This is a genomic window from Bradyrhizobium sp. B117, assembly GCF_038969555.1.
In the GTDB taxonomy this organism is placed as follows: domain Bacteria; phylum Pseudomonadota; class Alphaproteobacteria; order Rhizobiales; family Xanthobacteraceae; genus Bradyrhizobium.
In genome coordinates, this window is the sequence record NZ_CP152414.1 from 7,736,884 (window position 1) to 7,760,703 (window position 23,820).

The window sequence follows — 23,820 nt, forward strand, 5'->3', positions numbered from 1 at the left end:
CGCCAGGTCACAAAGCCAGACGCAATTCCCGACCGGTTCCATCAGCCCCAGGGGCCACGAGAAGGGCCACGAGAAGGCCCGCGCGAGGACGATTGGCCCCAGGGTCCCTGCGGAGGATAATTCTCGTTGGCGCCGACCGAGGGCGCCGCATGTGCGCCGAGCTGAGCCGCAAGCCGCTGGAGCGCCGCGATGCGGTTCTGCGTCGAGGGATGAGTGGCGAACAGATTGTCCACGCCGTGGCCCGACAGCGGATTGATGATGAACATGTGCGCGGTCGCGGGATTGCGCTCGGCCTCGAAGTTCGGGACCTGATGCGCCGCGCCCTCGATCTTCACCAGCGCCGAGGCCAGCCACATCGGCTGCCCGGCGATGCGCGCGCCGAGATCGTCCGCGGCGTATTCGCGCGTGCGGCTGATCGCCATCTGCACCAGCATCGCGCCGAGCGGCGCCAGGATCATCATCAGGATCGAGCCGACGATGCCGGGGCCGCTGTTGTTGTCGCGGTGGCCGCCGAAGAACATGCCGAACTGCGCCAGCATGGAGATCGCGCCGGCGATGGTGGCGGTGATGGTCATCAGCAGCGTGTCGTGGTTCTTGATATGCGCGAGCTCGTGCGCGATCACGCCGGCGAGCTCCTCGCGGCTGAGCTGGTTCATCAGTCCGACGGTGACGGCGACGGCGGCATTTTCCGGATTGCGGCCGGTCGCGAACGCATTGGGCTGCGGCTCGTCCATCACGAACACACGCGGCATCGGCAATCCGGCGCGGCCGGCAAGCTCGGCGACGAGGCCGACCAGTTCCGGCGCGCTGGTGCGGTCGACCTGATGGGCCCCGTACATCGAGAGCACCATGCGGTCGGAGTTCCAGTAGGTGAAGAGATTGGTCGCAGCCGCGATGACGAGCGCGATCATGGCGCCCGAGGCACCGCCGATCAGATAGCCCACGCCCATGAACAGGGCGGTGAGGCCTGCGAGCAGCATTGCGGTACGAAGATAGTTCATGGCCGTCTCCCAAACCGGCCGCGGGCGGGCCTTCGGCCGGCATCTTCGAAGTATGAATGCGGGCGGCCACCGCAAGGTTCGTGCGTCGCCGGGCCGCAGATTCATGGATGCGCGGTCAGCCTTTCCTGCCTCGCTAAAGCTTGACCGGGATTCGCGCAAAAACGCGCCCGGGAGCTTAGTAACCTGGAAAGTGCAGCTTGGGCTTAATGCACGGTAACCGGGCACGCTGCGCCGGCCTCGCGCATTGACCGGTTCCGTTGGCTCCCGTCAGCAAGGTGACCGTCATGATGGACCGCTCGCGCGCCGCTTCCGTCGACCCCGCACCCTCCCCTCAAGACACGAAGACTGACGCGAAAGGATTGCAGGAGGCGCTGCAAGAACATGTGTTCGCCAATGACGAGGTGGGCCATGGGCCCGAAGCGCAGGCCGCGCCCGAATCCGGGCGGCGCTGGCCGCATCTGCGACGCGGCGCCAAAATCGCGATCGGGCTTGCGATCATCGCCGTGTTCGGCTGGCTGCCGCTGCGCGCGATCTGGGAATACTCGAGCGTCGAGGCTGTGCTGAATTCCCGCCTCGTCACCCTGCGCACGCCGATCGGTGGCCGCGTCGCGGCCGCCCACCGCATCACCGATCGAGCCAGGCTGGACGCCGGAACCGTGGTCCTGCGCGTCGTGAATTCGCGTGGCGATCGCACCCGCCTCGACGATCTCCGGCGGCAGAAATCGCGCCTGGAGAACGAGCGGCCGAGCCTTGCCGCCAAGCTCGCCTCCGCGCAGGCGGCACAGAAGGATCTGGCACGGCAGGCCGCGCAATTCCGCGACGGACGGGTGCTCCAGCTCGAAGCCCGCATCGCCGAGATCCAGACCTCGATCGAAGCGGCCGCGGCGCGGCGCGACGAGGCCAGCGCCGCGGTCGAGCGCGCCTCGTCGCTGGCGAAATCCGGCAATGTCTCGACCGTCGAGCTCGCCCGGCTGACGCGCGAGCTCTCGGTGTCGCAGCAGACCGAGCTCGGCGCGCGCAAGCGGCTGGATGCCGCCAAGGTCGAGCTTGCCGCGGCACAGAACGGCTCGTTCCTCGGCGACAGCTACAACGACCGCCCGAGCTCGGTGCAGCGCGAGGAGGAGATGCGCCAGCGCGCCAGCGACCTCGAGGCCGATCTCGCACGCACCGACACCGAGATTGCCTGGCTCGCCAACGAGATCATCATCGAGGAGGTCCGCTTCGCCGATCTCTCCGAGGCCAACATCACGACGCCTGTTGCAGGCCGCGTCTGGGAGATGATGACCTCGCCCGGCGAGGACGTGCAGGCCGGACAGCCGCTGCTCAAGGTGCTCGATTGCAGCACCGCCGTCATCACCGCCAATGTCACCGAGAACGTCTACAACCGCCTGCAGCTCGGAGACCACGCCACGTTCGAGCCGAACGACGGCGGCGCGCCGATCTCGGGCACGGTGGTCAATCTGACCGGGGCCGCGGGCGCGCCCGCCAATCTCGCGATCAATCCGGACGCGCTGAGCAAGGAGCCTTACCGCGTGACCGTTGCGCTTGCCGATGCCGCCGCCCACGGCTGCACGGTGGGACGCACCGGCCGTGTCGTGTTTGCCGGCCGCGAAGGCGCATCGTGACGATGGCGCTGACGCCCGGCCTGATCGCGCTCGGCGCCTTCATGGCGATCGTGCCGCTGCTGAGGCGCGACAGCACGATGGCCCGCTCGTTCCTGGCCGTGGTGTCGCTGGCGCTGCTGCTTCGTTATCTCCATTGGCGCGTGACTTCGACCCTGCCTCCGCCATGCCTGACGGCAGATGCAATGACCGGCTATCCCTTCATGCTGCTGGAGGCCGCCTCACTGGTTGCGGTTGCGCTGTCGCTGCTGTTCCTCAGCCGCACGCGCGACCGCACCAGGGCGGCCAGGATCGACGGCCGCGCCAGCGATCCGCGCGCGCCGCTGATCGACGTGTTCATCTGCACCTACAACGAGGAGCGATCGATCCTCGAGCGCACGATCATCGGCGCCACCGGCATGGAGTACGGCCATTATCGCGTCTGGGTGCTCGACGACGGAAGGCGGCCCTGGCTGCGGCGGCTCGCCGGCGAGCTCGGCTGCCATTACCTGACGCGGCCCGACAACCGCCACGCCAAGGCCGGCAACATCAACCATGCGCTCAAGCATGTCGGCGCGCTGGCGGAGCCGCCGCAATTCGTGGCCATCCTCGATGCGGATTTCGTACCGCGGCCGGACTTCCTGGCCCGAACCATCTCACTGATGGACGACTCCCCGGTCGGCGTGGTGCAGACGCCGCAGCATTTCATCAATTCCGATCCGATCCAGACCAATCTCGCCGCGACCGACGTCTGGCCCGACGAGCAGCGCTACTTCTTCGACATCCTGATGCCGGCCAAGGACGCCTGGGGCGTCGCCTTCTGCTGCGGCACGTCTTCTCTGATCCGCTACGCCGGGCTGGTGCAGATCGGCGGCTTCCCGACCGACTCCGTCACGGAGGACTATCTCGTCACCCTGCGCCTGAAGGAAATCGGCCTCACCACGGTCTATCTCAACGAACGGCTGACGATCGGGCTGGCACCGGAGGGGCTGAAGGAATACATCACCCAGCGCGTCCGCTGGTGTCTCGGCTTCATGCAGATCGTCCGCGGCCGCAGCGGACCGCTTTCACGAATGTCAAAACTCTCCTTCATCGATCGCCTCTCGCTGGTCGACGCCTTCATGAGCTGGGCCGCGGTTTACACCTCGAAGGTCGCGGGTCTCGTCGTGCCCTGGCTGTTCCTGCTGTTCGGCATCAAGGCGGTGCAGGCCGACCTCACCGAGCTGCTCCGCTTCTTCCTGCCGTTCTACGTCTGGCACGGACTCAGCATGGCCTGGCTGTCGCAGGGACGTTCGCTCGCGATGATGACCGACGTCTCGCAACTGATCGCCGCGCCCGCGGTGCTGAAGGCGGTGGCGGCCGGCCTGCTGAAGCCGCAGGGGCACAAATTCAAGGTCACCGCGAAAGGCGGCGACCGCGACAACAGGTTCGTCGAATGGCCGCTGCTGCGAATTTACGGCACTGCGCTCCTCATCACCCTCGCGGCCATCGCCTACGCTTTCATCCTGCATCTGCGCGGCGAGAACATCGCCTATGGCGGGCTGGCGCTCGCCTGGAGCCTCTACAACGCGTTCATCCTCACCGTGGTCTGCTTCGTCTGCATCGAGCAGCCGCGCAAGCGCAAGGCGGAACGCTTTCACCGCAACGAATCCGTGCTGCTGCGCCAGGACGGCAAGTCGCATCTGGCGCGGCTTGCCGACATTTCCATCACGGGCGCCCGGCTGATCGATCTCGATCCACCGCGTCCCGGCAGCTCGATCGCGTGCCAGATCTATGGCCGCTCGATCGCGGCCATCGTGGTGCGGCGGACGGCGGACGGTTTTGCGGTTCGCTTCGAGGAGGGCATGGACACGCGCGTGCACGCGATCCGGGCGTTCTATGCCGGCGAATATGTGCGTGCCTATCGGGGCGTGCGGGCGCTCCCGGTCGGCAAGGCACTCTTGATGCGACTGTTTGGCTAACTCGCATTCCGCGTCGTGGCGTGGCATGGAAAGGATGGCCTGAGGCCGTCACTTCACCTAGACTTCGGGCGAATCCTCGTCCGTCCTTCCCTGCCGGAACCCTTATGGTCCAGACCCGATTTCTGATCGCGGCCGTCGCGCTCCTCGCATGCTCCGCCACCGCCTCCGCCCAGTTCGCACCGCCCCCCGCAAGGCCTGCGACGCCAAAGGCCGCCGCGTCGTCTCCGCGCGCGGCGTCGTGCCACAACGGGGCGAGCTTCGATCGCTTTCTGGCCGACGTGAAGCAACAGGCGGTCGCCGCCGGCGTGTCGCAGCGGACGATCGCGGAGGCCTCGCCCTACCTCGTCTACGATCAGGGCATCGTCAATCGCGACCGCGGCCAGCGCGTGTTCGGCCAACTCTTCACCGAATTTGCCGGCCGCATGGCCGCGCCCTATCGCATGCAGAACGGCCAGCAGCACATCAAGCAATACGCCGCGGCATTCGCGCGCGCCGAGAAGGAGTATGGCGTGCCGCCGGCGGTGATCGCTGCGTTCTGGGGCCTGGAGAGCGACTTCGGCGCCAACATGGGCAATCTGCCGACGCTGAAATCGCTGGTGTCGCTGGCCTATGACTGCCGCCGCTCGGAGATGTTCGTGAACGAGACCATCGCCGCGCTGAAGATCATCGACCGCGGCGATCTTACGCCCGACGAGATGATCGGCTCCTGGGCCGGCGAGCTCGGGCAGACGCAGTTCCTGCCGGTGCATTACGTCAACTACGCTGTCGACTATGACGGCGACGGACGGCGCGATCTGTTGCGCTCGAGCCCCGACGTGATCGGCTCGACCGCGAACTACATCGCCAACGGCCTGAAGTGGCGGCGCGGCGAGCCGTGGCTGGAGGAGATCAAGGTGCCGCAGAATCTGCCGTGGGAGCAGACTGATCTCACCGTGCAGCAGCCGCGCTCGAAATGGGCGCAGCTTGGCGTCACCTATCCCGACGGACGGCCGCTGCCGAACGACAATCTCGCAGCCTCAGTGCTGCTGCCGATGGGACGCTTTGGCCCGGCCTTCATGGCCTATGCGAATTTCGCGGCCTACACCGAGTGGAACAACTCGCTGATCTATTCGACCACCGCGGGCTATCTCGCCTCGCGCATCGCCGGTGCCGCGCCGATGCGAAAACCCGCCCAGCCAGTCGCGCAGCTGCCGTTCAACGAGCTCAAACAATTGCAGCAGCTGCTGGTCCAGGCCGGCTTCAATGTCGGCAAGGTCGACGGCGTGCTGGGCCAGCAGAGCCGCGCCGCGGTAAAGGCGATGCAGATCAAATACGGCCTGCCGGCGGATTCCTGGCCGACCGCCGAGCTGCTGGCGCGGATGCGCGGCGGCACGGCACAGGCGCAGCCGGCGGGAGTGGTGCGGTAAGCCGACCACTGTCGTGCCCCGCGAAGGCGGGGCATCCAGTACGCCGCGGCCTCTCGGCTCAATCACAGTGGCCGCGGCGTACTGGATCGCCCGCCTTCGCGGGCGATGACACTGACTTTGCGGCCAATAGAATTTTCGCACCGCACAAGCTACTTCCACGATTGTATTATTCCATGAGATTCCCATGTGAGTGACTCAGGTTTTCTCCTGAGATTTCCCACCATCGAAGCGAGCATCACATGTCCTTCTACGACGCCGTCGTCCCCGCCTATCTGCAAATGCTGAACAGCCTCATGGGCCTGCCCACCAAGGCCGAGGCACATTGCGCGGCCAAAAAGATCGATCCGAGCGTGCTGCTCGGCTCCCGCCTCTTCCCGGACATGCTGCCGCTGTCGAAGCAAATCCAGCTCGTCAGCGATTTCGCCACCAAGGGCTGCGCGCGCCTGACCGACAGCGAGGTGCCCTCCAATCCCGACACCGAAAAGACCTTCGAAGAACTGAAGCAGCGGCTGGCGAAAACCATCGCCTATGTGAAGTCGTTCAAGCCCGAGCAGTTCGAGGGCGCCGAGGCCAAGGACGTCACCTTCCCGAGCGGGCCCGATAAGACCACGACCCTGAAGGGCCAGCAGTTCCTGAGCGCGTTCTCGCTGCCGAACTTCTATTTCCACTGCGCGACCGCCCACGGAATCCTGCGTCACAACGGTGTCGAGATCGGCAAGCGCGATTTCATGGGTTTGAACTGATTGGGCCTGACCTGATTTGCGCAATCGCACGGCCGCGGCAGCGGGATTCTGCTGTCGTGGCCTAAATTGCACATGAATTATGCTACGCGCGGCCCCCGCGCGTAGCTCGCCTGCACTTTCCGAATGGCTCCTCCCTTGCGCGGGTTATCGCAATGCACAAGTGTTGCTGACCTCTCACCGCCTGGAAGCAATCCCATGAGTCGTTCGACCAAATTGTTTGAGACCTACAAGCTCGGCCCGATCACGCTGGCCAACCGTTTCGTCATGGCGCCGCTGACGCGCAACCGCGCTGTTCCCGGCACGTTCGTACCCGGCGCGCTCGCCGCCGATTATTACAGCCAGCGCGCCTCCGCGGGCCTGCTGATCACCGAGGCGAGCCAGGTCTCGCAACAGGGCCAGGGCTACCAGGACACTCCCGGCATCTACTCCAAGGAGCAGGTCGCAGGATGGCGCAAGGTCACCGACAAGGTGCATGAGCGCGGCGGCAAGATCTTCATCCAGCTCTGGCATGTCGGCCGCATCTCGCATGTCGATCTTCAGGCGAATGGCGCAGCCCCCGTGGCGCCGAGCGCGATCCGCGCCAAGGGCAAGATCTTCGTGAACGGCGGCTTTGCCGACGTGTCCGAGCCGCGCGCGCTCGAGCTTTCCGAGATTCCCGGCATCATCGACGACTTCAAGCGCGCCACGAAGAATGCGCTCGAGGCCGGCTTCGACGGCGTCGAGATCCACGGCGCCAACGGCTATCTGCTAGAGCAGTTCGCCAAGGACGGCGCCAACAAGCGCACTGATGCTTACGGTGGTTCGATCGAGAACCGCGCGCGGTTGATGCTGGAAGTCTCCAAGGCCGTCGCGACTGAAGCCGGCGCCGATCGCACCGGCATCCGCATCTCGCCGGTGACGCCGGCCAACGACATCTCGGATTCCGACCCGCAGGCCCTGTACGACCATATCGTCGACGGCCTCAGCGCGCTGAAGCTCGTCTATCTCCACGTCGTCGAGGGCGCCACCGGCGGGCCGCGCGACGTCGCCCCCTTCGACTATGCGTCCCTGCGCAAGCGCTTCTCCGGCGCCTACGTCGCCAACAACGGCTACGATTTCGATCTCGCCACCAAGGTGCTGGACGCGAACGCGGCCGACCTCATCGCCTTCGGCAAGCCCTTCATCTCCAACCCCGACCTGGTCGAGCGGTTGAAACAGGGCGCGGCGCTGAACGACTGGGACAAGAACACGTTCTACGGCGGCGGCGCGAAGGGGTATACGGATTACCCGGCGCTGGCGGCAGCGAAGTAGAGCTGCCTCCTCTCCCTCTCCCCGCTTGCGGGGAGAGGGTTGGGGTGAGGGGGAGTCTCCGCAAGGACGGTGACAGTTGGACTCGCGGAGAGTCCCCCTCACCCGTATCGCATCTGCGATGCGATACGGCCTCTCGCCGCACGCGGGGAGAGGCGAAGAAAAGAAAAAGGCCGGGATCGCTCCCGGCCTTTTCTCTTGCCCAGAACCACCTCAGGCCGCGTAGCGGTTGAACTTCGATTTGGAGATCGAGGTCGCGGCGACGTGGACGTGCTGCGCCAGTTCGGCCTCGGCACGCTCCTTGGTCCAGCGCGTCGTCGGCACCGAGATGTTGATCGCGGCGACGGCGCGGCCGTGCTCGTCGATGATGGGGGCGGCGACCGAAATGTCGCCCATCACGGTCTCGTTCATGATGACGGCGTAGCCGCGTTGGGCGGCGACTCGCACGCGCTCCAGCAGCGCCTTTGGGTCGGTCACGGTGAAAGGTGTCAGCGGTTCGAGCGGCGTCCGTTCGAGCAGTGCGAGGCGCTCTTCTTCGGGCAACGCCGACAGGATTGCGGTACCCGACGCCGTGAAGAAGGTCGGCAGCCGGCTGCCGATCACGATGTCGATGTTGATGAGATGCGCGCCCGGAAAGCGCGCCACGAAGACGACCTCGTCTCCATCCAGCTCGTGCAGATTGGTCGTCTCGCCGAGATTGCGGCTGATCTCCAGCAGATAGGGCGAGGCGCGATCGATCAGATCGTTGGCCTTGAGATAGCTGTGCGAGAACTGGAGCACCTTCGAGGTGAGGCCGTAATTGCGCGTGCCCTCGATCCGCTTGAGATAGCCGAGCGTCTCGAGCGTATAGACCAGGCGCTGGGTGGCGCTGCGGTCGAGATCAGCGGCGCGCGCGATGTCGGCCAGCGTCATGTAGCGCTGCGGCCCGTCGAAGGCATGCAGGACCTGGAACGCCTTCTCGGTCGAGCCGACGAACAGGGACGAGCGCTGCTCGTCGGCCTTCCCCGTCGCCTTCGCCGCGGACTTCGTGCTGGCTTTGGCGGCCTTTGCCTTCGCAGGCCGGCCGTCGCCCGCGCGGCTGCTACGCGCCATGCTGCCATCCTCTCATGCGACGCCCTCCGAGATCGCCAGCTGCCGGCCGAGCTCGGCGCGGAGGGATGCGACGAGTGCCGGCGCCGGCTGCAGCAGCGGCGCCAGCATGCGCGGCGCCTCGACGCCGACCATGTCCATCACCGCCTTCATCGGCCCCGGATTGGTCTCGGCAAAGGCCATGTTCATCAGCGGAATCAGGCGGCGATGCAGGCTCAACGCCTCCGCCGTCTTGCCCGCCGTCGCCGTTTCGAAGATCTGGCGCCAGGCGCGCGGCAACAAGCACGCGGTGACGATGATGCCGCCCTTGGCGCCCGCCGCGAGATGCAGCGGGAACAGGCTGTCCTCGCCGCTCAGCACCGCAAAGCTCTCGTCGACTCCGGCCACGACCTGGAGGAAATGGTACATGTCGAGGTTGCAGGCCTTCATGCCGATGATGTTGGGATGCCTGGACAGCTCATGCAGGATCTTGGGCTCGATCGCGATCCGGGTGCGATAGGGAATCTCGTAGATCAGGACCGGCACCGGCGAAGCATCGGCATAACGCAGAAAATAGTCGCGAACGCCGGCCTGAGTCGGGTTGGTATAATATGGCGTAAGAACGAGGAGCCCGTCCACGCCTTCGGCTGCGAATTCACGGCCGGCCTGCAAGGCATCGTGGAAGCCGGTGTCGAGCACGCCGGCGATGACCGGGCCTTTGCCCGCCATCGCCTTCACCGACAGGCCAGCCATCTTGATGCGCTCGGCGCGGGCGAGCGCGCCGTATTCGCCGGTGCCGCCGAGCGGCACCACGCCGTCGATGCCCTGCTTGTTGAGCCAGGCGAACATGGCCGAGACCGCGCCGGCATCGATGGTGTCGTCGGCCTTGACCGGGGTCGGAATGGCCGGGAACAGGCCGCGGAGGCGATTGGCAGTGAGCATGATGTGAACCTCTGGTTGGGATGCGGGACGGCTATCTCGCGGCAGCACGCCGGCGCAGGCGTTCGGCGACGAAGATGAGAAGCCCCATGAAAACGAACAGGCAGGTCGAGACGGCGGCGATCGCGGGCGAGACCTGAAGCGTCACCTCGTCCCAGAACTGCTTCGGCAACGTCGCGTTCAAGCCGCCGGTGGCAAACAGCGCGATGGTGAGCTCGTCGAACGAGGTCGCGAAGGCGAACAGGAACGACGACATCATGCCGGCCCCGAGGATCGGGAAGGTGACGTAGCGCAACGTGGCAAGCGGGCGCGCGCCGAGACTCTGCGCGGCATGGTCGAGCCGCGTGTCGTAATTGCGCAGCACGGCCATCATGGTCATGACCACATAGGGCACCGCGACGACGGTATGGCCGAGAATGAGGCCGAAGGCGCTGCCGACGAGCCCCATGCGCGCGAAGACGTAGAACAGGCCGACCGCGATGATCATGCGCGGCACGACGATCGGCGACAGGATGAAGGCGAGCCACGCCGCCTTGCCGGGAATGTCGCTGCGCACCAGCAGGAACGCGGCCGGCGTGCCGATCAACATGGCAAGCAGCCCAGTGCCGATTCCGACCAGCAACGAGCGCAACAACGCCTGGGTCCAGACCGGCGAATTCAGCACCGTCTCGTACCAATGCAGGGTGAAGCCCTGCGGTGGCCAGTTGAGGCCGCCGGTGCCGAACGACAGCGGGATCATCAGAATGGTCGGCGCGCTGATGACGAGCAGCATGGTCCAGACGAAGGCCCGCAAGCCGAGGCCGGCTTGATCTGGATTGCGGTCGCGACGGCGTGACGGCAGCAGGCGGAGGACTCCGTCCGAGATCGCGCCGAGCAGCGTCAGGAGCGCATCTCCCGCCCTCTGCGCCGGGGCGAACACGCGCGACGGCGCCGCGTTGCGCGGCGCGGATGCGCCGGTCATGGACGACAGGCCGAGCAGCCGGTCATAGGCCGCAAAGACGATGAGGACCACGAGCAGCAGCAGCACCGAGATCGCGCCGGCAAAGCCCCAATTCATGGTCTGCTGGACCTGGTCGATGATGAGCTGCGTGATCATGGTCTCGCGGCGCCCGCCGAGCAGCGCCGGCACGATGAAGAAGCCGATCGCGGTGACGAACACCATGATCCCTGCCGCGGCGACACCCGGCAGCGACAGCGGAAAATAGATCTTCCAGAACGCCATGCCCGGCCGCGCTCCGAGGGTTGCGGCCGCGCGCCGCAAGGTGCGATCGATGTTCTCCATCACGGAGAGCATGGTCAGAACGGCGAGCGGCAGCAGCGCGTTCACCATGCCGACGAGGACGCTGCCGAAATTGTAGAGCAGGCTCGCGGGACTGGAGATGATGCCGAGCGAGATCAGCGTCTTGTTGATGACGCCGTTGCGCCCGAGCAGCACGATCCAGGCGAAGGCGCGGACCAGGAAGCTGGTCCAGAACGACAGCAGCACCCAGAACAGAAGCGTCGTCTTGCGGTCCTTGCCGGCGACCGAGATCAGATAGGCGATCGGGTAGCCCGTCGCGATGCAGACGAGCGTGGTGACCAGCGAGATCTTCAGGGTGATCAGCAGGACATCGACATAAACCGACGAGGCAAAGAGCTGGCGATATTGGGCAAGCGTGAAGCCATTGTCGCCGTAGACGCTGAGCAGCAGCAGCTGGCCGACGGGATAGACCAGGAACAGCACGAGCAGCAGGATGAGCGGCGCGCCCATCGCGGCCCGCGTCCAGGCCAGCCTCCGCGATATCGTGCGCAGGGCGGCCAAGCTCAGATCCCCTTCCCGTCGCGGATGGCGACGGCGTCAGCCGCATTCCATCCGAGCGACAGAAGCTGTCCGATCTCGTAGGGCGCCGCCCCGCTGCGGGTCGGATGCGCTGCGACGAGCTGCGGCAGGCCCGCCGTCTCCGGGGCGATGTAGAGCCGCGTCAGGCTGCCGCTGATCATCACGTCCACGAGCCGGCCGCTGAGCTGGCCGTCGCCCGCCCCGCCGACCACGAGATTCTGCGGACGGACCATGACCTTGATCGGCTCGCCCGCGGCGAAACTGCTGCCATTGCCGACCGCGCGCGATGACCCCGCCTGCTCGGCAAGGACGATGTCGAGCCCGTCGCCGTCGACGCCGCGCACGGTGGCGCTGAGCAGATTGGACTCGCCGAGGAAGTCGGCAACGAACAGCGAGCGCGGCCGGAAGTAGAGATCCTGCGGCGTGCCGAGCTGCTCGATCGCACCCGCATTCATCAGGCAGATGCGATCCGACATGGTCATCGCCTCTTCCTGGTCGTGGGTGACGTAGACGATCGTGGTGCCGAGCTCGCGATGGATGCGCTTGATCTCGAGCTGCATCTGGTCGCGCAGCTTCTTGTCCAGCGCACCGAGCGGCTCGTCCATCAGAATGATCGCGGGGCGATAGACGATGCAGCGTGCCAGGGCGATGCGCTGCTGCTGGCCGCCGGACAGCTCGCGCGGATAGCGCTTTGCCACATGCGGCAGCCGCACCGTCTCCAGCGCCTCGGCGGTGCGCCGGCGCGCCTCCGCGTCGGACACTTTCCGCATCTTGAGCGGAAACGCGATGTTGTCCTCGATCGTCATGTGAGGAAACAACGCGTAGTTCTGAAACACGACGCCGATATCGCGCTCATAGGCCGGGCTATGCGTGACATCGGCGTCGTCGATCAGGATCCGTCCCTCGTCGGGATGGGCGAGGCCCGCGATCAGGCTGAGCAGCGTCGTCTTGCCCGAGCCGGACGGACCGAGCAGCGTGAGGAATTCGCCCCTCGCGACGTCGAGGCTGGTCGGCGCCAGCGCGACGAAGTCACCGTAGCGCTTGCACAACTCGTGAATGCGCAGGCTCGACGAGACCATGGGCCGCTCCGATCCCTTGACGCCTCCCCTGCCGGTCAAGCCAGGATCCAGCTGTTGAAGCGCTCGATGACGGCGGCCTGGTTGTCGTACCAGAACTTCGCGTCGATCTTCAGACCAGCCTTGATGTTGTCAGGATAGGTCGGGCAGTTCTTCGCGACCTCGGGCTTGACGTAGTTGAAGGCCTCCGGCTGCGTCAGGCCGGCCGGGAAATATTCGACGAGCGCCGCTTGCCGCTTCGGATCGGAGGCGAACTTGATGAACTCGCGACAGGCATCGGCGTTCGGCGTGCCGGCGAGGATCGACCAATTGTCGGCACCCCAGATGCCCTGGTTCCAGACGATCTCGACGGGCGCACCGGCCGCCTGCGCGGACTGCGCGCGCGACACCCAGGTCGGAAGCAGGTCGATCTCACCAGAGGTCAGCATCTGCTCGACCTGCGCGCCGCTGGTCCACCACACGGCGACCTGCGACTTGATCTTGTCGAGCGAGGCAAAGGCCTTGTCGAGATTGCAGGGATAGACCTGCGCGGTCGGCGCGCCCGCGCCCATCAGCGCTTCCTCGATCGTGTCGAAGGGATGCTTGCGCACCGAACGGCGTCCGGGGAAATCCGCCACGTTCCAGAAATCGGCCCAGGATTGCGGCGCCTTGCGGCCCTTGAAGGCGTCGGTGCGATAGGCCAGCACGGTGGTGTAGACGTTGGTGGCAACGCCGTAGGGCGATGCGTATTCGGCCGGGATCGACTTGATGACCGGCTCGGCTTCGAGGCCGTGCTTCTCCAGATATTGCTTGGCGCCGGTGGTCAGGATCTGGATCGCGGGCCAGGAGATCTTGGCCATGTCCCAGGTGTAGTTCTTGGTGTCGACCATGGTCTTGATCTGCGCGACCGGCTCGGCGTTGGCCTGCACGCCGACGACCTCGATGCCCGTCGCCTCGGTGAAGGGCCGGTAGTACACGGCGCCGTAGGCCTTGGTGTAGATGCCGCCGTCGTCGCGCACGACGATGCGCTTGCCTGCGGCGCGGGACGGCGACCAGACGGAGGGCGCGGCGAGCGCGACGGCGCCAGCCCCTGCGCCCAGCAGCAGGCGGCGGCGGGAGGTGATGATCTTCGGTGCGTTGGTCATGTCAGTCCCCTCTCTACGATGTTGTATTGGTCGGTGAAGCGGCGGCCGCCTCAGCCGCCGATGGCGGCGGCAGAACGCGGCCGGGATTGAACAGACCAGACGGGTCGAACGCCTGTTTCACCGCCCGCATCAAGGCGAGCTCGACCGGCGGCTTGTAGCGGGTCATCTCGCCGGTCAGCGTGCGCCCGACGCCGTGCTCGGCGCTGAAGGTGCCGCGCAGCGAGCTGGCGACGTCGTTCATGGCGCGGCGGATCCGCTGTGCAGTCTCGTCGCGCTCCGGCAGCGCGTCCCATTCGGCAAAGCTGAAGAAGGGAATGAAATGAATGTTGCCGTCGCCCATATGGCCGACGATGATGAACGGCAGGTCCGGCACGATCGCGCGCACGGCCGCCATCGCCTGGTCGATGAAATCAGGCACGGTCGAGACCGGCACCGCGGTGTCCGACGTCAGGCCGACTCCGGCCTTCTTGTTGGCTTCCGACACGCTGTGACGCACCAGCCACATCGCCTTGCGCTGCGCCTCGCTGGTGGCGACGACGCCGTCGCTGACCAGCCCGGCCTCTAACGCCTGTTCGAGCACCGCCTGCATCGTCGCCGCGAGCGCGGCTGCATCGCCGGTGTCGGAGAGCTCGACGAGAACGTGCCAGGTGTTGATCTCTGCGACCGGGCAGCGCCGGCCCGGCACCTGCTCCAGCACCAGCTCGATCTGCTTCGCGTTCATCAGCTCGAAGGCGGAGAGCCGTGAATTGCAGGCGGCCTGGAACAGGCCGAGCACCTTGAGCGCCGCTTGCGGACTGTCGACCGCGAGCCAGGCGACGGACTCCGCCGTCGGCAGCGGATGCAGTTTCAGTACCGCGCCGGTGATGATGCCGAGCGTCCCCTCCGAGCCGATGAAGAGATGCTTGAGGTCGTAGCCGGTGTTGTTCTTGCGTAGCGCGTAAAGGCCATCCCAGATCGATCCGTCCGGCAGCACGACCTCGAGCCCGAGCACGTTGTCGCGCGTGTTGCCGTAGCGAAGCACGCCGGTGCCGCCAGCATTGGTGCCGATGTTGCCGCCGATCTGGCACGAGCCTTCGGCGCCGAGGCTGACAGGATAGAGCCGGCCGGCGGCAGCCGCGCTCTCCTGGATGGTCGCCAGCACGCAGCCGGCATCGACCACCATGGTGTTGTTGACGAGATCGAGCGAGCGGATCCGGCGCATGCGCGTCAGCGCGACGATGACCGGCGGCTTGCCCTGCCCCGACGGCGTCGCGCCGCCGCAGAGGCTAGTGTTGCCGCCCTGCGGCAGCACCGGCGTTTGGTGCGCGACGCAGAGACGGACGATCGCCGCGACCTGCTCCGTGGTCGAGGGCAGCACGGCACAGAGCGCCGGTGCTTGAAACCGGCCGCGCCAATCCTCGGTCAGGCCCGCGAGGTCCTCCTCGCGAGTCAGCACGGCCGTGTCGCCCAGCAACTGCCTGAACGCCTCGATCAATGCCATCACAGCCTCCCGGAACGGGCCGACGCTGGCCCCGCGCCTTGAAGTAATCGATATACGATTACTTCAATCGCATTATGCTAACTATGAATTCGGCGTGACAGGGAGTCAAGCGGGGGGCGCGCGCGATCGGTTGCCTGCAGGCGGAAACGTGCCTTAGCACCATCGCTGTCATGCCCCGCGAAGGCGCGAAGGCGGGGCATCCAGTACTCCGTGACGTCGGTGATTGAATCGAGAGGCCGCGGCGGACGGGATTCCCCGCCTTCGCGGGGAATGACAGCGAGCGTGCGGATCGCGCGCGCCATAAACTCGTCATTGCGTGCGCAGCGGAGCAATGGCGTGGGGAGGTAGCGTGCGACGCCGCGCCAAAAGAAAAAGGCCGGGATTGCTCCCGGCCTTTCGCATTGGATGACGCTACGCGCTGCTTACTTCACTTCCGCGCGCTTCGGGGGCTGCGCCGGCCACGACTTGATCAGCGTGTCGTAGTCGACGGTCTCGCCCTTCGGCTTCTCGTTGGCGAGCTTGCGCTGCGGAGCAATCGTGCCGTCCTTCTGGGCCTTGGCGAACCAGTACTCGGCCGACTCCTTCTTGTGCAGCTTCGGACCGCAGGCGCCCTGCACGCCGGACTTCTCCAGGCGCTCCATCACGGAGTCCTGGGCCGCAGCGAGAGCGTCCATGGCCTGCTGCGGCGTCTTCGTACCGGACGACGCATCGCCGATATTCTGCCACCAGAGCTGCGCGAGCTTCGGATAGTCAGGCACGTTGTTGCCGGTCGGGGTCCACTGCACGCGCGCGGGCGAACGGTAGAACTCGATCAGGCCGCCGAGCTTCGGCGCACGCTCGGTGAACGATTTGTCCCAGATGTCGGATTCACGGATAAAGGTGAGACCGACATGGCTCTTCTTCAGCGACACCGTCTTCGAGACGATGAACTGCAGGTAGAGCCAGGCCGCCTTGCGGCGGTCAGCCGGAGTCGACTTCAACAGCGTGAGCGAGCCGGCGTCCTGGTAGCCGAGCTTCATGCCTTCCTTCCAGTACGAGCCGTGCGGCGACGGGGCCATGCGCCATTTCGGCGTACCGTCCGCGTTCATCACGGCGATGCCGGGCTTCACCATGTCGGCGGTGAAGGCGGTGTACCAGAACATCTGCTGGGCGATGTTGCCCTGCGCCGGCACCGGACCCGACTCGGAGAAGGTCATGCCCTGCGCCTGCGGCGGGGCATACTTCTTCATCCACTCGAGGTACTTGGTGATCGAGTAGACCGCGGCCGGGCCGTTGGTGTCGCCGCCGCGTTCGACCGACGAGCCGACCGGACGGCAGCCTTCCATGCGGATGCCCCATTCGTCGACCGGCAGGCCGTTCGGGATGCCCTTGTCACCGTTACCGGCCATCGACAGCCAGGCGTCAGTGAAACGCCAGCCGAGCGAGGGATCCTTCTTGCCATAGTCCATATGGCCGTAGACCTTGACGCCGTTGATCTCCTTGATGTCGTTCGTGAAGAACTCGGCGATGTCCTCATAGGCCGACCAGTTCACGGGCACGCCGAGCTCGTAGCCATACTTGGCCTTGAACTTCGCCTTGTAGTCGGGGTTGGTGAACCAGTCGTAGCGGAACCAATAGAGGTTGGCGAACTGCTGGTCGGGCAGCTGATAGAGCTTGCCGTCCGGCGCGGTGCCGAACGACTTGCCGATGAAGTCGTTGACGTCGAGCATCGGGTCGGTGACGTCCTTGCCCTCGCCGGTCATGTAGTCCGACAGCGCGATGGTCTGGCCGTAACGGAAGTGCGTGCCGATCAGGTCGGAGTCGTTGATCCAGCCGTCATAGACGTTCTTGCCCGACTGCATCTGGGTCTGCAGCTTCTCGACGACGTCACCTTCTTGAATGATGTCGTGCTTGAGCTTGATGCCGGTGAGCTCGGAGAACGCCTTGGCGAGCGTCTGCGATTCGTATTCGTGGGTGGTGATGGTCTCGGAGACGACGTTGATCTCCATGCCCTTGAACGGTTCGGCCACCTTCGCGAACCACTCCAGCTCCTTCTTCTGGTCTTCCTTCGACAGCGTCGAGGGCTGGAATTCCGCGATCCACTTCTGGATCGCGGCATCGTCGGCGGCGCGCACCGGCGCCGAGACGGCGAACGACACCGCTACGATCGCGGCGGCGCTGGACATGGTCAGAAAGCTGCTCTTGGTCAATGGACCTTTCCTTCTCCTAAACTGTCGCATGTTGTTCCTCCGTTGCAGCGACAAACTTTTATACAGACCCGGTTGCCCCCGGAGCTGGCCGTCCCTTCGCGAGCGTCAGACCGTGCGGAAAATGAGCACGGCCGTGGCCAGCGAAATTCCACTTGCGAGCCAGAGGCTCGAAATCTCAAAGCCATCCTCGCCGATCGGCAGCGTCGCGATCGCGTCGGTGCCGACGAGGCCGATCCACAAGAGGTGGATGACGGCCGCCGATATCAGCGAGATGAACAGGCGATCGCCGCGCGTGGTCGGGATGCGCAGCACGCCGACGCGCTCGGCTTCGGGATAGACCGCGGCAAGGTAAGTCATGACCGCGAGCGTGCAGGCGAGTGCGGCGAAGAAGATCGCCGTCGGCAGCGTCCAGGCCATCCATGCGATGGATTCCATTGATGCCTCCTCAGACGCGGCCGAGCGCGAAACCGCTCGCGATGTAATTGCGGACAAACCAGATCACGAGCGCGCCCGGAATGATGGTGAGCACACCGGCCGCTGCAAGCAAGCCCCAGTCCATGCCGGCGGCCGACACGGTGCGCGTCATGATCGCGGCGATGGGCTTTGCGTGCACCGAGGTCAGCGTGCGCGCGAGCAGCAGCTCGACCCAGGAGAACATGAAGCAGAAGAAGGCGGCGACGCCGATGCCGCTAGCAATCAGCGGCACCAGGATCTTGATGAAGAAGCGCGAAAAGGAATAGCCGTCGAGGAAGGCGGTCTCGTCGATCTCGCGCGGCACGCCGGAGACGAAGCCCTCGAGTATCCACACCGCGAGCGGAACGTTGAAGATGCAATGCGCGAGCGCCACCGCCCAGGGCGTATCGAACAGGCCGATCGCCGAATAAAGATTGAAGAACGGCAGCGCATAGACCGCGGCCGGCGCCATGCGGTTGGACAGCAGCCAGAAGAACAAATGCTTGTCGCCGAGGAAGCGATAGCGCGAGAAGGCGTAGGCCGCCGGCAGCGCCACCGAGATCGAGATGATGGTGTTGAGGACGACGTATTCCAGCGAATTGATGTAGCCCGAATACCAGCTCTCGTCGGTGAAGATGCGCTTGTAGTGCTGCAAGGTCGGCGTGTGCGGCCACAGCGTCATCGTCGAGACGATCTCGCTGTTGGTCTTGAAGCTCATGTTGATGAGCCAGTAGATCGGCAGCAGCAGGAAGACCAGGAACAGCCCCATGATGAGGCGGCGGCCGGGGATCGAATGCATCAGGCCACTCCTTCCTTTGGCTTGAGCGCGGGCACGGGCTTGAGCGCGGCCGAAGGCTTGGGCTCCAGCGCCGGTTCACTCTCCGCCTGGACCTTTCGTTCGACGCCGGCATTGGTCATGACGGTGTAGAAGATCCAGCACACGATCAGGATGATCAGATTGTAGACCAGCGAGAGCGCGGCGGCCTTGCCGAGGTCGAACTGGCCGAGCGCGATCTTAACCAGCTCGATCGACACGAAGGTGGTGGAGTTGCCGGGCCCGCCGCCGGTGACGACGAAGGGCTCGGTGTAGATCATGAAGCTGTCCATGAAGCGCAGCAGCACCGCGATCAGCAGCACGCGGTTCATCTTCGGCAGCTGGATCGCCCTGAACACGGCCCAGCGCGAGGCGCCATCGATCTGCGCCGCCTGGTAATAGGCATCCGGGATCGACTTCAGACCGGCATAGCAGAGCAGCGCAACGAGGCTGGTCCAGTGCCACACGTCCATCACGATGACAGTGATCCAGGCGTCGACGGCGTTGGACACGTAGTTGTAGTCGATGCCCATCGCATTGAGCGAATAGCCCATCAGACCGATGTCGGGCCGGCCAAAGATCTGCCAGATCGTGCCGACCACGTTCCACGGAATCAGCAGAGGCAGCGCGAGAATGATGAGGCAGGCCGCGACGGTCCAGCCCTGGCGCGGCATCGACAGCGCGACGACGATGCCGAGCGGCACCTCGATCGCGAGGATCACCATCGAGAAGAACAGGTTTCGCCCGAGGGAAGCGAGAAAGCGGCCGCCGAGATCGGTCGAGGGATCGAGCAGCTCCTTGAACCAGCCGACACCGTTCCAGAAGAACTGGTTGTTGCCGAAAGTATCCTGCATCGAATAGTTCACCACCGTCATCAGCGGCAGCACCGCCGAGAAGGCGACCACCAGGAACACCGGCAGCACCAGGAACCAGGCTTTTTGGTTGACGGTCTTGTCCATCAGGCGGCTCCCTCCACCAGAAGGCTGTCGGCATAGACGTGGACATGCGACGGATCGAACTTCAGCCCGGCCGTGCCGTCGGATGACGTGAAGCCCGCCGGCGCGCGCGCGGCGAGCTTGGCGTCGCCAACACGCACGCGCGCAAAGCGGATGCGGCCGAGATCGTCGATGCGTTCGATCTTCGCACCGAGCAGCCCGGGCGCGGGCGCCACGGCCTCGACGAATTCAGGCCGAACGCCGATCTCGATCTTGGCGCCTGCCGGAAGATTGTCGTAAGCGCGGTTGAGCGCGATGACATGGCCGTCGACCCTGGCCTCGCGCCCCCTCACCTCCGCCGGCAGGATGTTCATGCCGGGCGAGCCGATGAAGTAACCGACGAAGGTGTGCGCCGGCTTGTCGAACAGCTCGGCCGGCGTGCCGCTCTGCACCACGCGGCCGTCATGCATGACGACGACGGTGTCGGCGAAGGTCAGCGCCTCGGTCTGGTCATGGGTAACGTAGATCATCGTGAGGTCGAGCTCGCGATGCAGCGCCTTCAGCTTGGAACGAAGCTGCCATTTCAGCTCGGGATCGATCACCGTCAGCGGCTCGTCGAACAGCACGGCAGCGACATCGGAACGGACCAGGCCGCGGCCGAGCGAGATCTTCTGCTTGGCATCGGCGGTGAGGCGCGTGGCCTTCCGGTTCAGATAGGGCTCGAGGTCGAGCAGGCGGCCGATCTCGGCGACGCGCTTGTCGATCTCGGCCTTGGGCACGCCGCGGTTCTTCAGCGGAAACGCCAGGTTCTGCCCGACGGTCATGGTGTCATAGATCACCGGAAACTGGAACACCTGGGCGATGTTGCGCTTCTGCGTCGACAGCGGCGTGATGTCCTTGCCGTCGAACAGGATTTTCCCGCGCGAGGGCGTGATGATGCCGGAGATGACGTTGAGCAGCGTGGTCTTGCCGCAGCCGCTCGGGCCGAGCAGCGCATAGGCGCCGCCCTGCCGCCAGGTCATGGTGACCGGCTTCAGCGCAAAGCTTTCCTGCGGCGCATCATTGCCGCCGTAGGAATGGGCGAGATCGACGAGGTCAATGCGGGCCATGGCGCATCTCCCTCACGAGCTCGGCGCCGCGACCAGACGGTCGGCGGCATCGAACACAAAGACATCATTCGGATCAAGCACCGCGTCGATGGTCTGTCCGGGCTCGAACTCATGCACGCCGTGCAGCACCGCCACCCAGTTCGATCCGTCGCGGGTCAGATGCACGAAACTCTCCGAACCGGTGATCTCGGTCACCGTGACAGTGGCATGGAAGGCATGGCGGTCGGCCTCGCCATTGGCAAGCCCGAGCTGATGGGCGCGGAAGCCGACGCGATAGGCGCCGTCGGCCAGCGAGGAATAGAGGCCCGAGGCCGGCGAGGCCGTGCCGCCGGCATATTGCACAGAGCCGTTCCTCTTCTCGATACCGACCAGATTGAGCGGCGGATCGGAAAAGACCTGCGCGACGCGCAAGGTCTGCGGCCGGCGGTAGACATTGGCGGTCTCGCCCATCTGCAGCGCCTGGCCTTCCCACATGCACACCGTGTTGCCGCCGAGCAGCAGCGCCTCGGTCGGCTCGGTGGTGGCATAGACGAAGATCGCGCCCGAGGCCTCGAAGATGCGCGGCAGCTCGGCGCGCAGCTCCTCGCGCAGCTTGTAGTCGAGATTGGCGAGCGGCTCGTCGAGCAGCACGAGATCGGCGCCCTTCACCAGAGCCCGCGCGATCGCGGTGCGCTGCTGCTGGCCGCCGGAGAGCTGGAGCGGCGTGCGCTTGAGGAACGGCTCGAGCCGCAGCAGCTTTGCCGCCTCCGCCACGCGCTTCTCGATCTCATCGCGCGGCTTGCCCTGCACGCGCAAGGGAGAGGCGATGTTCTCGTAGACCGTCAGCGAGGGGTAGTTGATGAATTGCTGATAGACCATCGCGACGGAACGTTGGCGCACGTCGGCGCCGGTGACGTCCTTGCCGCCAACCAGCACCTTGCCCGTCGTCGGCTTGTCGAGGCCGGCGAGCAGCCGCATGATCGAGGTCTTGCCCGACAGTGTCGGCCCGAGCAGCACGTTGAGCGTGCCGCTCTCGAGCGTCAGCGAGACGTCGCGGATGAGCGCGATGCCGTCGACGGTCCTGGTCACGTGATCGAGTGTCACGCTCATGAGCGTCCTCCTGCTTCCAGCAGTGGACTTTGCTGCACAGCGTGGGTCCTGATCCAGTCGTCAAGCGCGGCGATCTCGTCGGCACTTAGTCGCAGGCCGAGCTTGGAACGGCGCCAGACGATGTCCTCGGCGGTGACCGCCCATTCATTGGCCATGAGATAGCGCACCTCGCGCTCGGTCAGTGTCGCACCGAAGGCCTGGCCGAGATCGGCGGCCGATTTGGCATCGCCGAGCAACTTGATTGCCCTGGTGCCGTAGGCGCGCGCAAGGCGGCGTGCGTGCTCATGGCTGAGGAAGGGATAGCCGCGCTGAAGCTCGGCGACCAGGCCGTCGACATCGGACACATCCATGTCGCCACCGGGCAGCGGCCATTTGCCGGTCCAGCCCTCGCGCGCTTTCGCACTGCGAAGATAGGGCGCGAGCCGCTCCAGCGCCTCTTCGGCGAGGCGGCGATAGGTGGTGATCTTGCCGCCATAGATCGACAGCAGCGGCACACCGCCGGGGGTGTCGAGCTCGAACACGTAATCGCGCGTCGCGGCCTTGGCCTCGTTGGCGCCGTCATCATAGAGCGGCCGCACACCGGAATAGGTCCAGACCACGTCCTCGGGCTTGACGGGTTTCGCCAGATACTCGCTCGCCGCCGCGCAGAGATACTGAATCTCCTCCGGTGTCGCCTTCACCTTGGCGGGGTCGCCGTCATAGTCCCGGTCCGTCGTGCCGATCAGCGTAAAATCGTCCTGATAGGGGATCACGAAGATGATGCGGCCGTCGGCGTTCTGGAACATGTAGGCACGGTCGTGATCGTAGAGCTTCTTGACCACGATATGCGAACCCTGCACCAGGCGCACCTTGGCTTTGGCATTGACGCCGGCGCCGCGGCCGAGAACGTCCTCGACCCAGGGACCGCCAGCATTGACCAGGGCCTTCGCCCGAATCGACGAGCGCACGCCGGTCAGCGTGTTGACCATGCTGACGGTCCAGATGCCGTCGGACTGGTGGATCTCGGTGGCGCGGGTGCGGGTGCGGATCTCGGCCCCCTTGTCGGCGGCATCGCGCGCGTTGAGCACGACGAGGCGGGCGTCATCGACGAAGCAGTCGGAATATTCGAATGCGCGGCTGTAGCGGTTCGGGATCAGCGGCTTGCCGACCTCGTCACGCCTGAGATCGACCGAGCGGGTCGCCGGCAGCAGGTGGCGGCCGCCGATGTGGTCATAGAGGAAGAGGCCGAGGCGCAGCAGCCAAGCCGGACGCAGGCCGGCGTGATGCGGCAAAACGAAACGCAAGGGGCGGATGATGTGAGGCGCGATGCCCCAGAGGATTTCGCGCTCGATCAGCGCCTCGCGGACCAGCCGAAACTCGTAATATTCGAGATAGCGCAGGCCGCCATGCACCAGCTTGGTCGACCAGGACGACGTCCCACTCGCCAGATCGTTCATTTCGCATAGGAAAACCGTGTTGCCGCGGCCCACCGCGTCGCGCGCGATGCCGCAGCCGTTAACACCGCCTCCAATGATGGCGAGGTCGAAAATACGCTCCAACAGACGCATCCCCCGGCGACGCTCGTTCCTTCGAGCGGCTACTTTCGTTTTTGATTAGATCACACCGAAAAACGAAAGCAAGATGAAAGAGAGGCGAAAGGAAGTGAAAGAGGAACTTTTTTAGTGGGCAGATGGACGCGCAAATGAGCAGTACGGACGACAATTGAAGGAGCTGCAGCTCACTTGAT

At 65.3% G+C, this 23,820-nt stretch carries 19 protein-coding genes; 5 read left to right on the top strand and 14 right to left on the bottom strand.

Features of this window, described 5'->3' with window-relative positions; translation table 11 throughout:
- Positions 1-41: 41 nt before the first annotated feature.
- Positions 42-1,001: a zinc metalloprotease HtpX gene (gene htpX / locus AAFG16_RS37500; RefSeq protein WP_342733460.1), complete on the bottom strand. Its 960-nt coding sequence runs from the start codon at positions 999-1,001 to the stop codon at positions 42-44.
- 284 nt (positions 1,002-1,285) lie between these two features.
- On the opposite strand from htpX, the gene AAFG16_RS37505 reads away from it, so the two are divergent.
- From AAFG16_RS37505 to AAFG16_RS37525, 5 genes are all read left to right on the top strand, one after another.
- Positions 1,286-2,626, top strand: a complete 1,341-nt coding sequence (locus AAFG16_RS37505) for an HlyD family efflux transporter periplasmic adaptor subunit (RefSeq protein ID WP_342733462.1) — start codon at positions 1,286-1,288, stop codon at positions 2,624-2,626.
- Entirely contained in the window at positions 2,623-4,563 is a 1,941-nt protein-coding gene (locus AAFG16_RS37510) for a glycosyltransferase (RefSeq protein WP_342733464.1), read from the top strand. Before AAFG16_RS37505 ends, AAFG16_RS37510 begins: the two co-directional genes overlap by 4 nt.
- Positions 4,564-4,667: 104 nt before the next feature.
- Positions 4,668-5,969: a lytic murein transglycosylase gene (locus AAFG16_RS37515; protein WP_342733466.1), complete on the top strand. Its 1,302-nt coding sequence runs from the start codon at positions 4,668-4,670 to the stop codon at positions 5,967-5,969.
- Positions 5,970-6,208: 239 nt separating this feature from the next.
- On the top strand, positions 6,209-6,712 hold the full coding sequence (locus AAFG16_RS37520) for a DUF1993 domain-containing protein (RefSeq protein ID WP_342733468.1): 504 nt from the start codon (positions 6,209-6,211) through the stop codon (positions 6,710-6,712).
- A gap of 195 nt (positions 6,713-6,907) precedes the next feature.
- Positions 6,908-8,002 (top strand): alkene reductase, encoded by a 1,095-nt coding sequence (locus tag AAFG16_RS37525; RefSeq protein WP_342733470.1) that lies wholly within the window; start codon positions 6,908-6,910, stop codon positions 8,000-8,002.
- A 210-nt stretch (positions 8,003-8,212) separates the two neighbouring features.
- Here the strand turns inward: AAFG16_RS37525 and AAFG16_RS37530 are convergent, their stop codons facing one another.
- The 13 genes from AAFG16_RS37530 to glpD all read right to left on the bottom strand — a co-directional run bounded on the left by AAFG16_RS37530 (position 8,213) and on the right by glpD (position 23,641).
- Positions 8,213-9,091 carry an IclR family transcriptional regulator gene (locus tag AAFG16_RS37530; RefSeq protein WP_342733472.1) on the bottom strand — a complete coding sequence of 293 codons (879 nt, stop codon included), beginning with the start codon at positions 9,089-9,091 and terminating at the stop codon, positions 8,213-8,215.
- 12 nt (positions 9,092-9,103) lie between these two features.
- Positions 9,104-10,009 carry a 4-hydroxy-tetrahydrodipicolinate synthase gene (gene dapA, locus AAFG16_RS37535; RefSeq protein WP_342733474.1) on the bottom strand — a complete coding sequence of 302 codons (906 nt, stop codon included), beginning with the start codon at positions 10,007-10,009 and terminating at the stop codon, positions 9,104-9,106.
- Between the two features lie 31 nt (positions 10,010-10,040).
- Complete coding sequence (locus tag AAFG16_RS37540; RefSeq protein ID WP_342733476.1) at positions 10,041-11,807, bottom strand: ABC transporter permease subunit; 1,767 nt, start codon at positions 11,805-11,807, stop codon at positions 10,041-10,043.
- A gap of 2 nt (positions 11,808-11,809) precedes the next feature.
- Positions 11,810-12,943 carry an ABC transporter ATP-binding protein gene (locus tag AAFG16_RS37545; RefSeq protein WP_342733478.1) on the bottom strand — a complete coding sequence of 378 codons (1,134 nt, stop codon included), beginning with the start codon at positions 12,941-12,943 and terminating at the stop codon, positions 11,810-11,812.
- Entirely contained in the window at positions 12,940-14,025 is a 1,086-nt protein-coding gene (locus AAFG16_RS37550) for an ABC transporter substrate-binding protein (RefSeq protein WP_283081366.1), read from the bottom strand. The genes AAFG16_RS37545 and AAFG16_RS37550 overlap by 4 nt, the downstream gene beginning before the upstream one ends.
- 13 nt (positions 14,026-14,038) lie before the next feature.
- A complete protein-coding gene (locus AAFG16_RS37555) occupies positions 14,039-15,505 on the bottom strand; it encodes an FAD-binding oxidoreductase (RefSeq protein WP_342733481.1) in 1,467 nt (488 codons plus the stop codon).
- A 422-nt stretch (positions 15,506-15,927) separates the two neighbouring features.
- A complete protein-coding gene (locus AAFG16_RS37560; protein ID WP_342741031.1) occupies positions 15,928-17,670 on the bottom strand; it encodes an ABC transporter substrate-binding protein in 1,743 nt (580 codons plus the stop codon).
- A 129-nt stretch (positions 17,671-17,799) separates the two neighbouring features.
- Positions 17,800-18,129 (bottom strand): DUF2160 domain-containing protein, encoded by a 330-nt coding sequence (locus tag AAFG16_RS37565; protein ID WP_027564314.1) that lies wholly within the window; start codon positions 18,127-18,129, stop codon positions 17,800-17,802.
- A 10-nt stretch (positions 18,130-18,139) separates the two neighbouring features.
- On the bottom strand, positions 18,140-18,946 hold the full coding sequence (locus tag AAFG16_RS37570; RefSeq protein ID WP_342733484.1) for a carbohydrate ABC transporter permease: 807 nt from the start codon (positions 18,944-18,946) through the stop codon (positions 18,140-18,142).
- Positions 18,946-19,920, bottom strand: a complete 975-nt coding sequence (locus AAFG16_RS37575) for a sugar ABC transporter permease (RefSeq protein WP_283081369.1) — start codon at positions 19,918-19,920, stop codon at positions 18,946-18,948. The genes AAFG16_RS37570 and AAFG16_RS37575 overlap by 1 nt, the downstream gene beginning before the upstream one ends.
- On the bottom strand, positions 19,920-21,005 hold the full coding sequence (locus AAFG16_RS37580; RefSeq protein WP_342733486.1) for an ABC transporter ATP-binding protein: 1,086 nt from the start codon (positions 21,003-21,005) through the stop codon (positions 19,920-19,922). The genes AAFG16_RS37575 and AAFG16_RS37580 overlap by 1 nt, the downstream gene beginning before the upstream one ends.
- 12 nt (positions 21,006-21,017) lie before the next feature.
- Complete coding sequence (locus tag AAFG16_RS37585; RefSeq protein WP_342733488.1) at positions 21,018-22,094, bottom strand: ABC transporter ATP-binding protein; 1,077 nt, start codon at positions 22,092-22,094, stop codon at positions 21,018-21,020.
- The gene (gene glpD / locus AAFG16_RS37590) at positions 22,091-23,641 is read right to left on the bottom strand and encodes a glycerol-3-phosphate dehydrogenase (RefSeq protein WP_283081372.1); all 1,551 of its coding nucleotides are present in this window, start codon (positions 23,639-23,641) and stop codon (positions 22,091-22,093) included. The genes AAFG16_RS37585 and glpD overlap by 4 nt, the downstream gene beginning before the upstream one ends.
- Between the last annotated feature and the right edge of the window lie 179 nt (positions 23,642-23,820).

Bases quoted from the DNA above. Each gene is read 5' to 3' on its own strand.
- htpX (WP_342733460.1), bottom strand. From the start codon at position 1,001: ATGAACTATCTTCGTACCGCAATGCTGCTCGCAGGCCTCACCGCCCTG.
- AAFG16_RS37505 (WP_342733462.1), top strand. From the start codon at position 1,286: ATGATGGACCGCTCGCGCGCCGCTTCCGTCGACCCCGCACCCTCCCCT.
- AAFG16_RS37515 (WP_342733466.1), top strand. From the start codon at position 4,668: ATGGTCCAGACCCGATTTCTGATCGCGGCCGTCGCGCTCCTCGCATGC.
- AAFG16_RS37520 (WP_342733468.1), top strand. From the start codon at position 6,209: ATGTCCTTCTACGACGCCGTCGTCCCCGCCTATCTGCAAATGCTGAAC.
- AAFG16_RS37525 (WP_342733470.1), top strand. From the start codon at position 6,908: ATGAGTCGTTCGACCAAATTGTTTGAGACCTACAAGCTCGGCCCGATC.
- AAFG16_RS37530 (WP_342733472.1), bottom strand. From the start codon at position 9,091: ATGGCGCGTAGCAGCCGCGCGGGCGACGGCCGGCCTGCGAAGGCAAAG.
- dapA (WP_342733474.1), bottom strand. From the start codon at position 10,009: ATGCTCACTGCCAATCGCCTCCGCGGCCTGTTCCCGGCCATTCCGACC.
- AAFG16_RS37550 (WP_283081366.1), bottom strand. From the start codon at position 14,025: ATGACCAACGCACCGAAGATCATCACCTCCCGCCGCCGCCTGCTGCTG.
- AAFG16_RS37555 (WP_342733481.1), bottom strand. From the start codon at position 15,505: ATGGCATTGATCGAGGCGTTCAGGCAGTTGCTGGGCGACACGGCCGTG.
- AAFG16_RS37560 (WP_342741031.1), bottom strand. From the start codon at position 17,670: ATGTCCAGCGCCGCCGCGATCGTAGCGGTGTCGTTCGCCGTCTCGGCG.
- AAFG16_RS37565 (WP_027564314.1), bottom strand. From the start codon at position 18,129: ATGGAATCCATCGCATGGATGGCCTGGACGCTGCCGACGGCGATCTTC.
- AAFG16_RS37570 (WP_342733484.1), bottom strand. From the start codon at position 18,946: ATGCATTCGATCCCCGGCCGCCGCCTCATCATGGGGCTGTTCCTGGTC.
- AAFG16_RS37575 (WP_283081369.1), bottom strand. From the start codon at position 19,920: ATGGACAAGACCGTCAACCAAAAAGCCTGGTTCCTGGTGCTGCCGGTG.
- AAFG16_RS37580 (WP_342733486.1), bottom strand. From the start codon at position 21,005: ATGGCCCGCATTGACCTCGTCGATCTCGCCCATTCCTACGGCGGCAAT.
- AAFG16_RS37585 (WP_342733488.1), bottom strand. From the start codon at position 22,094: ATGAGCGTGACACTCGATCACGTGACCAGGACCGTCGACGGCATCGCG.
- glpD (WP_283081372.1), bottom strand. From the start codon at position 23,641: ATGCGTCTGTTGGAGCGTATTTTCGACCTCGCCATCATTGGAGGCGGT.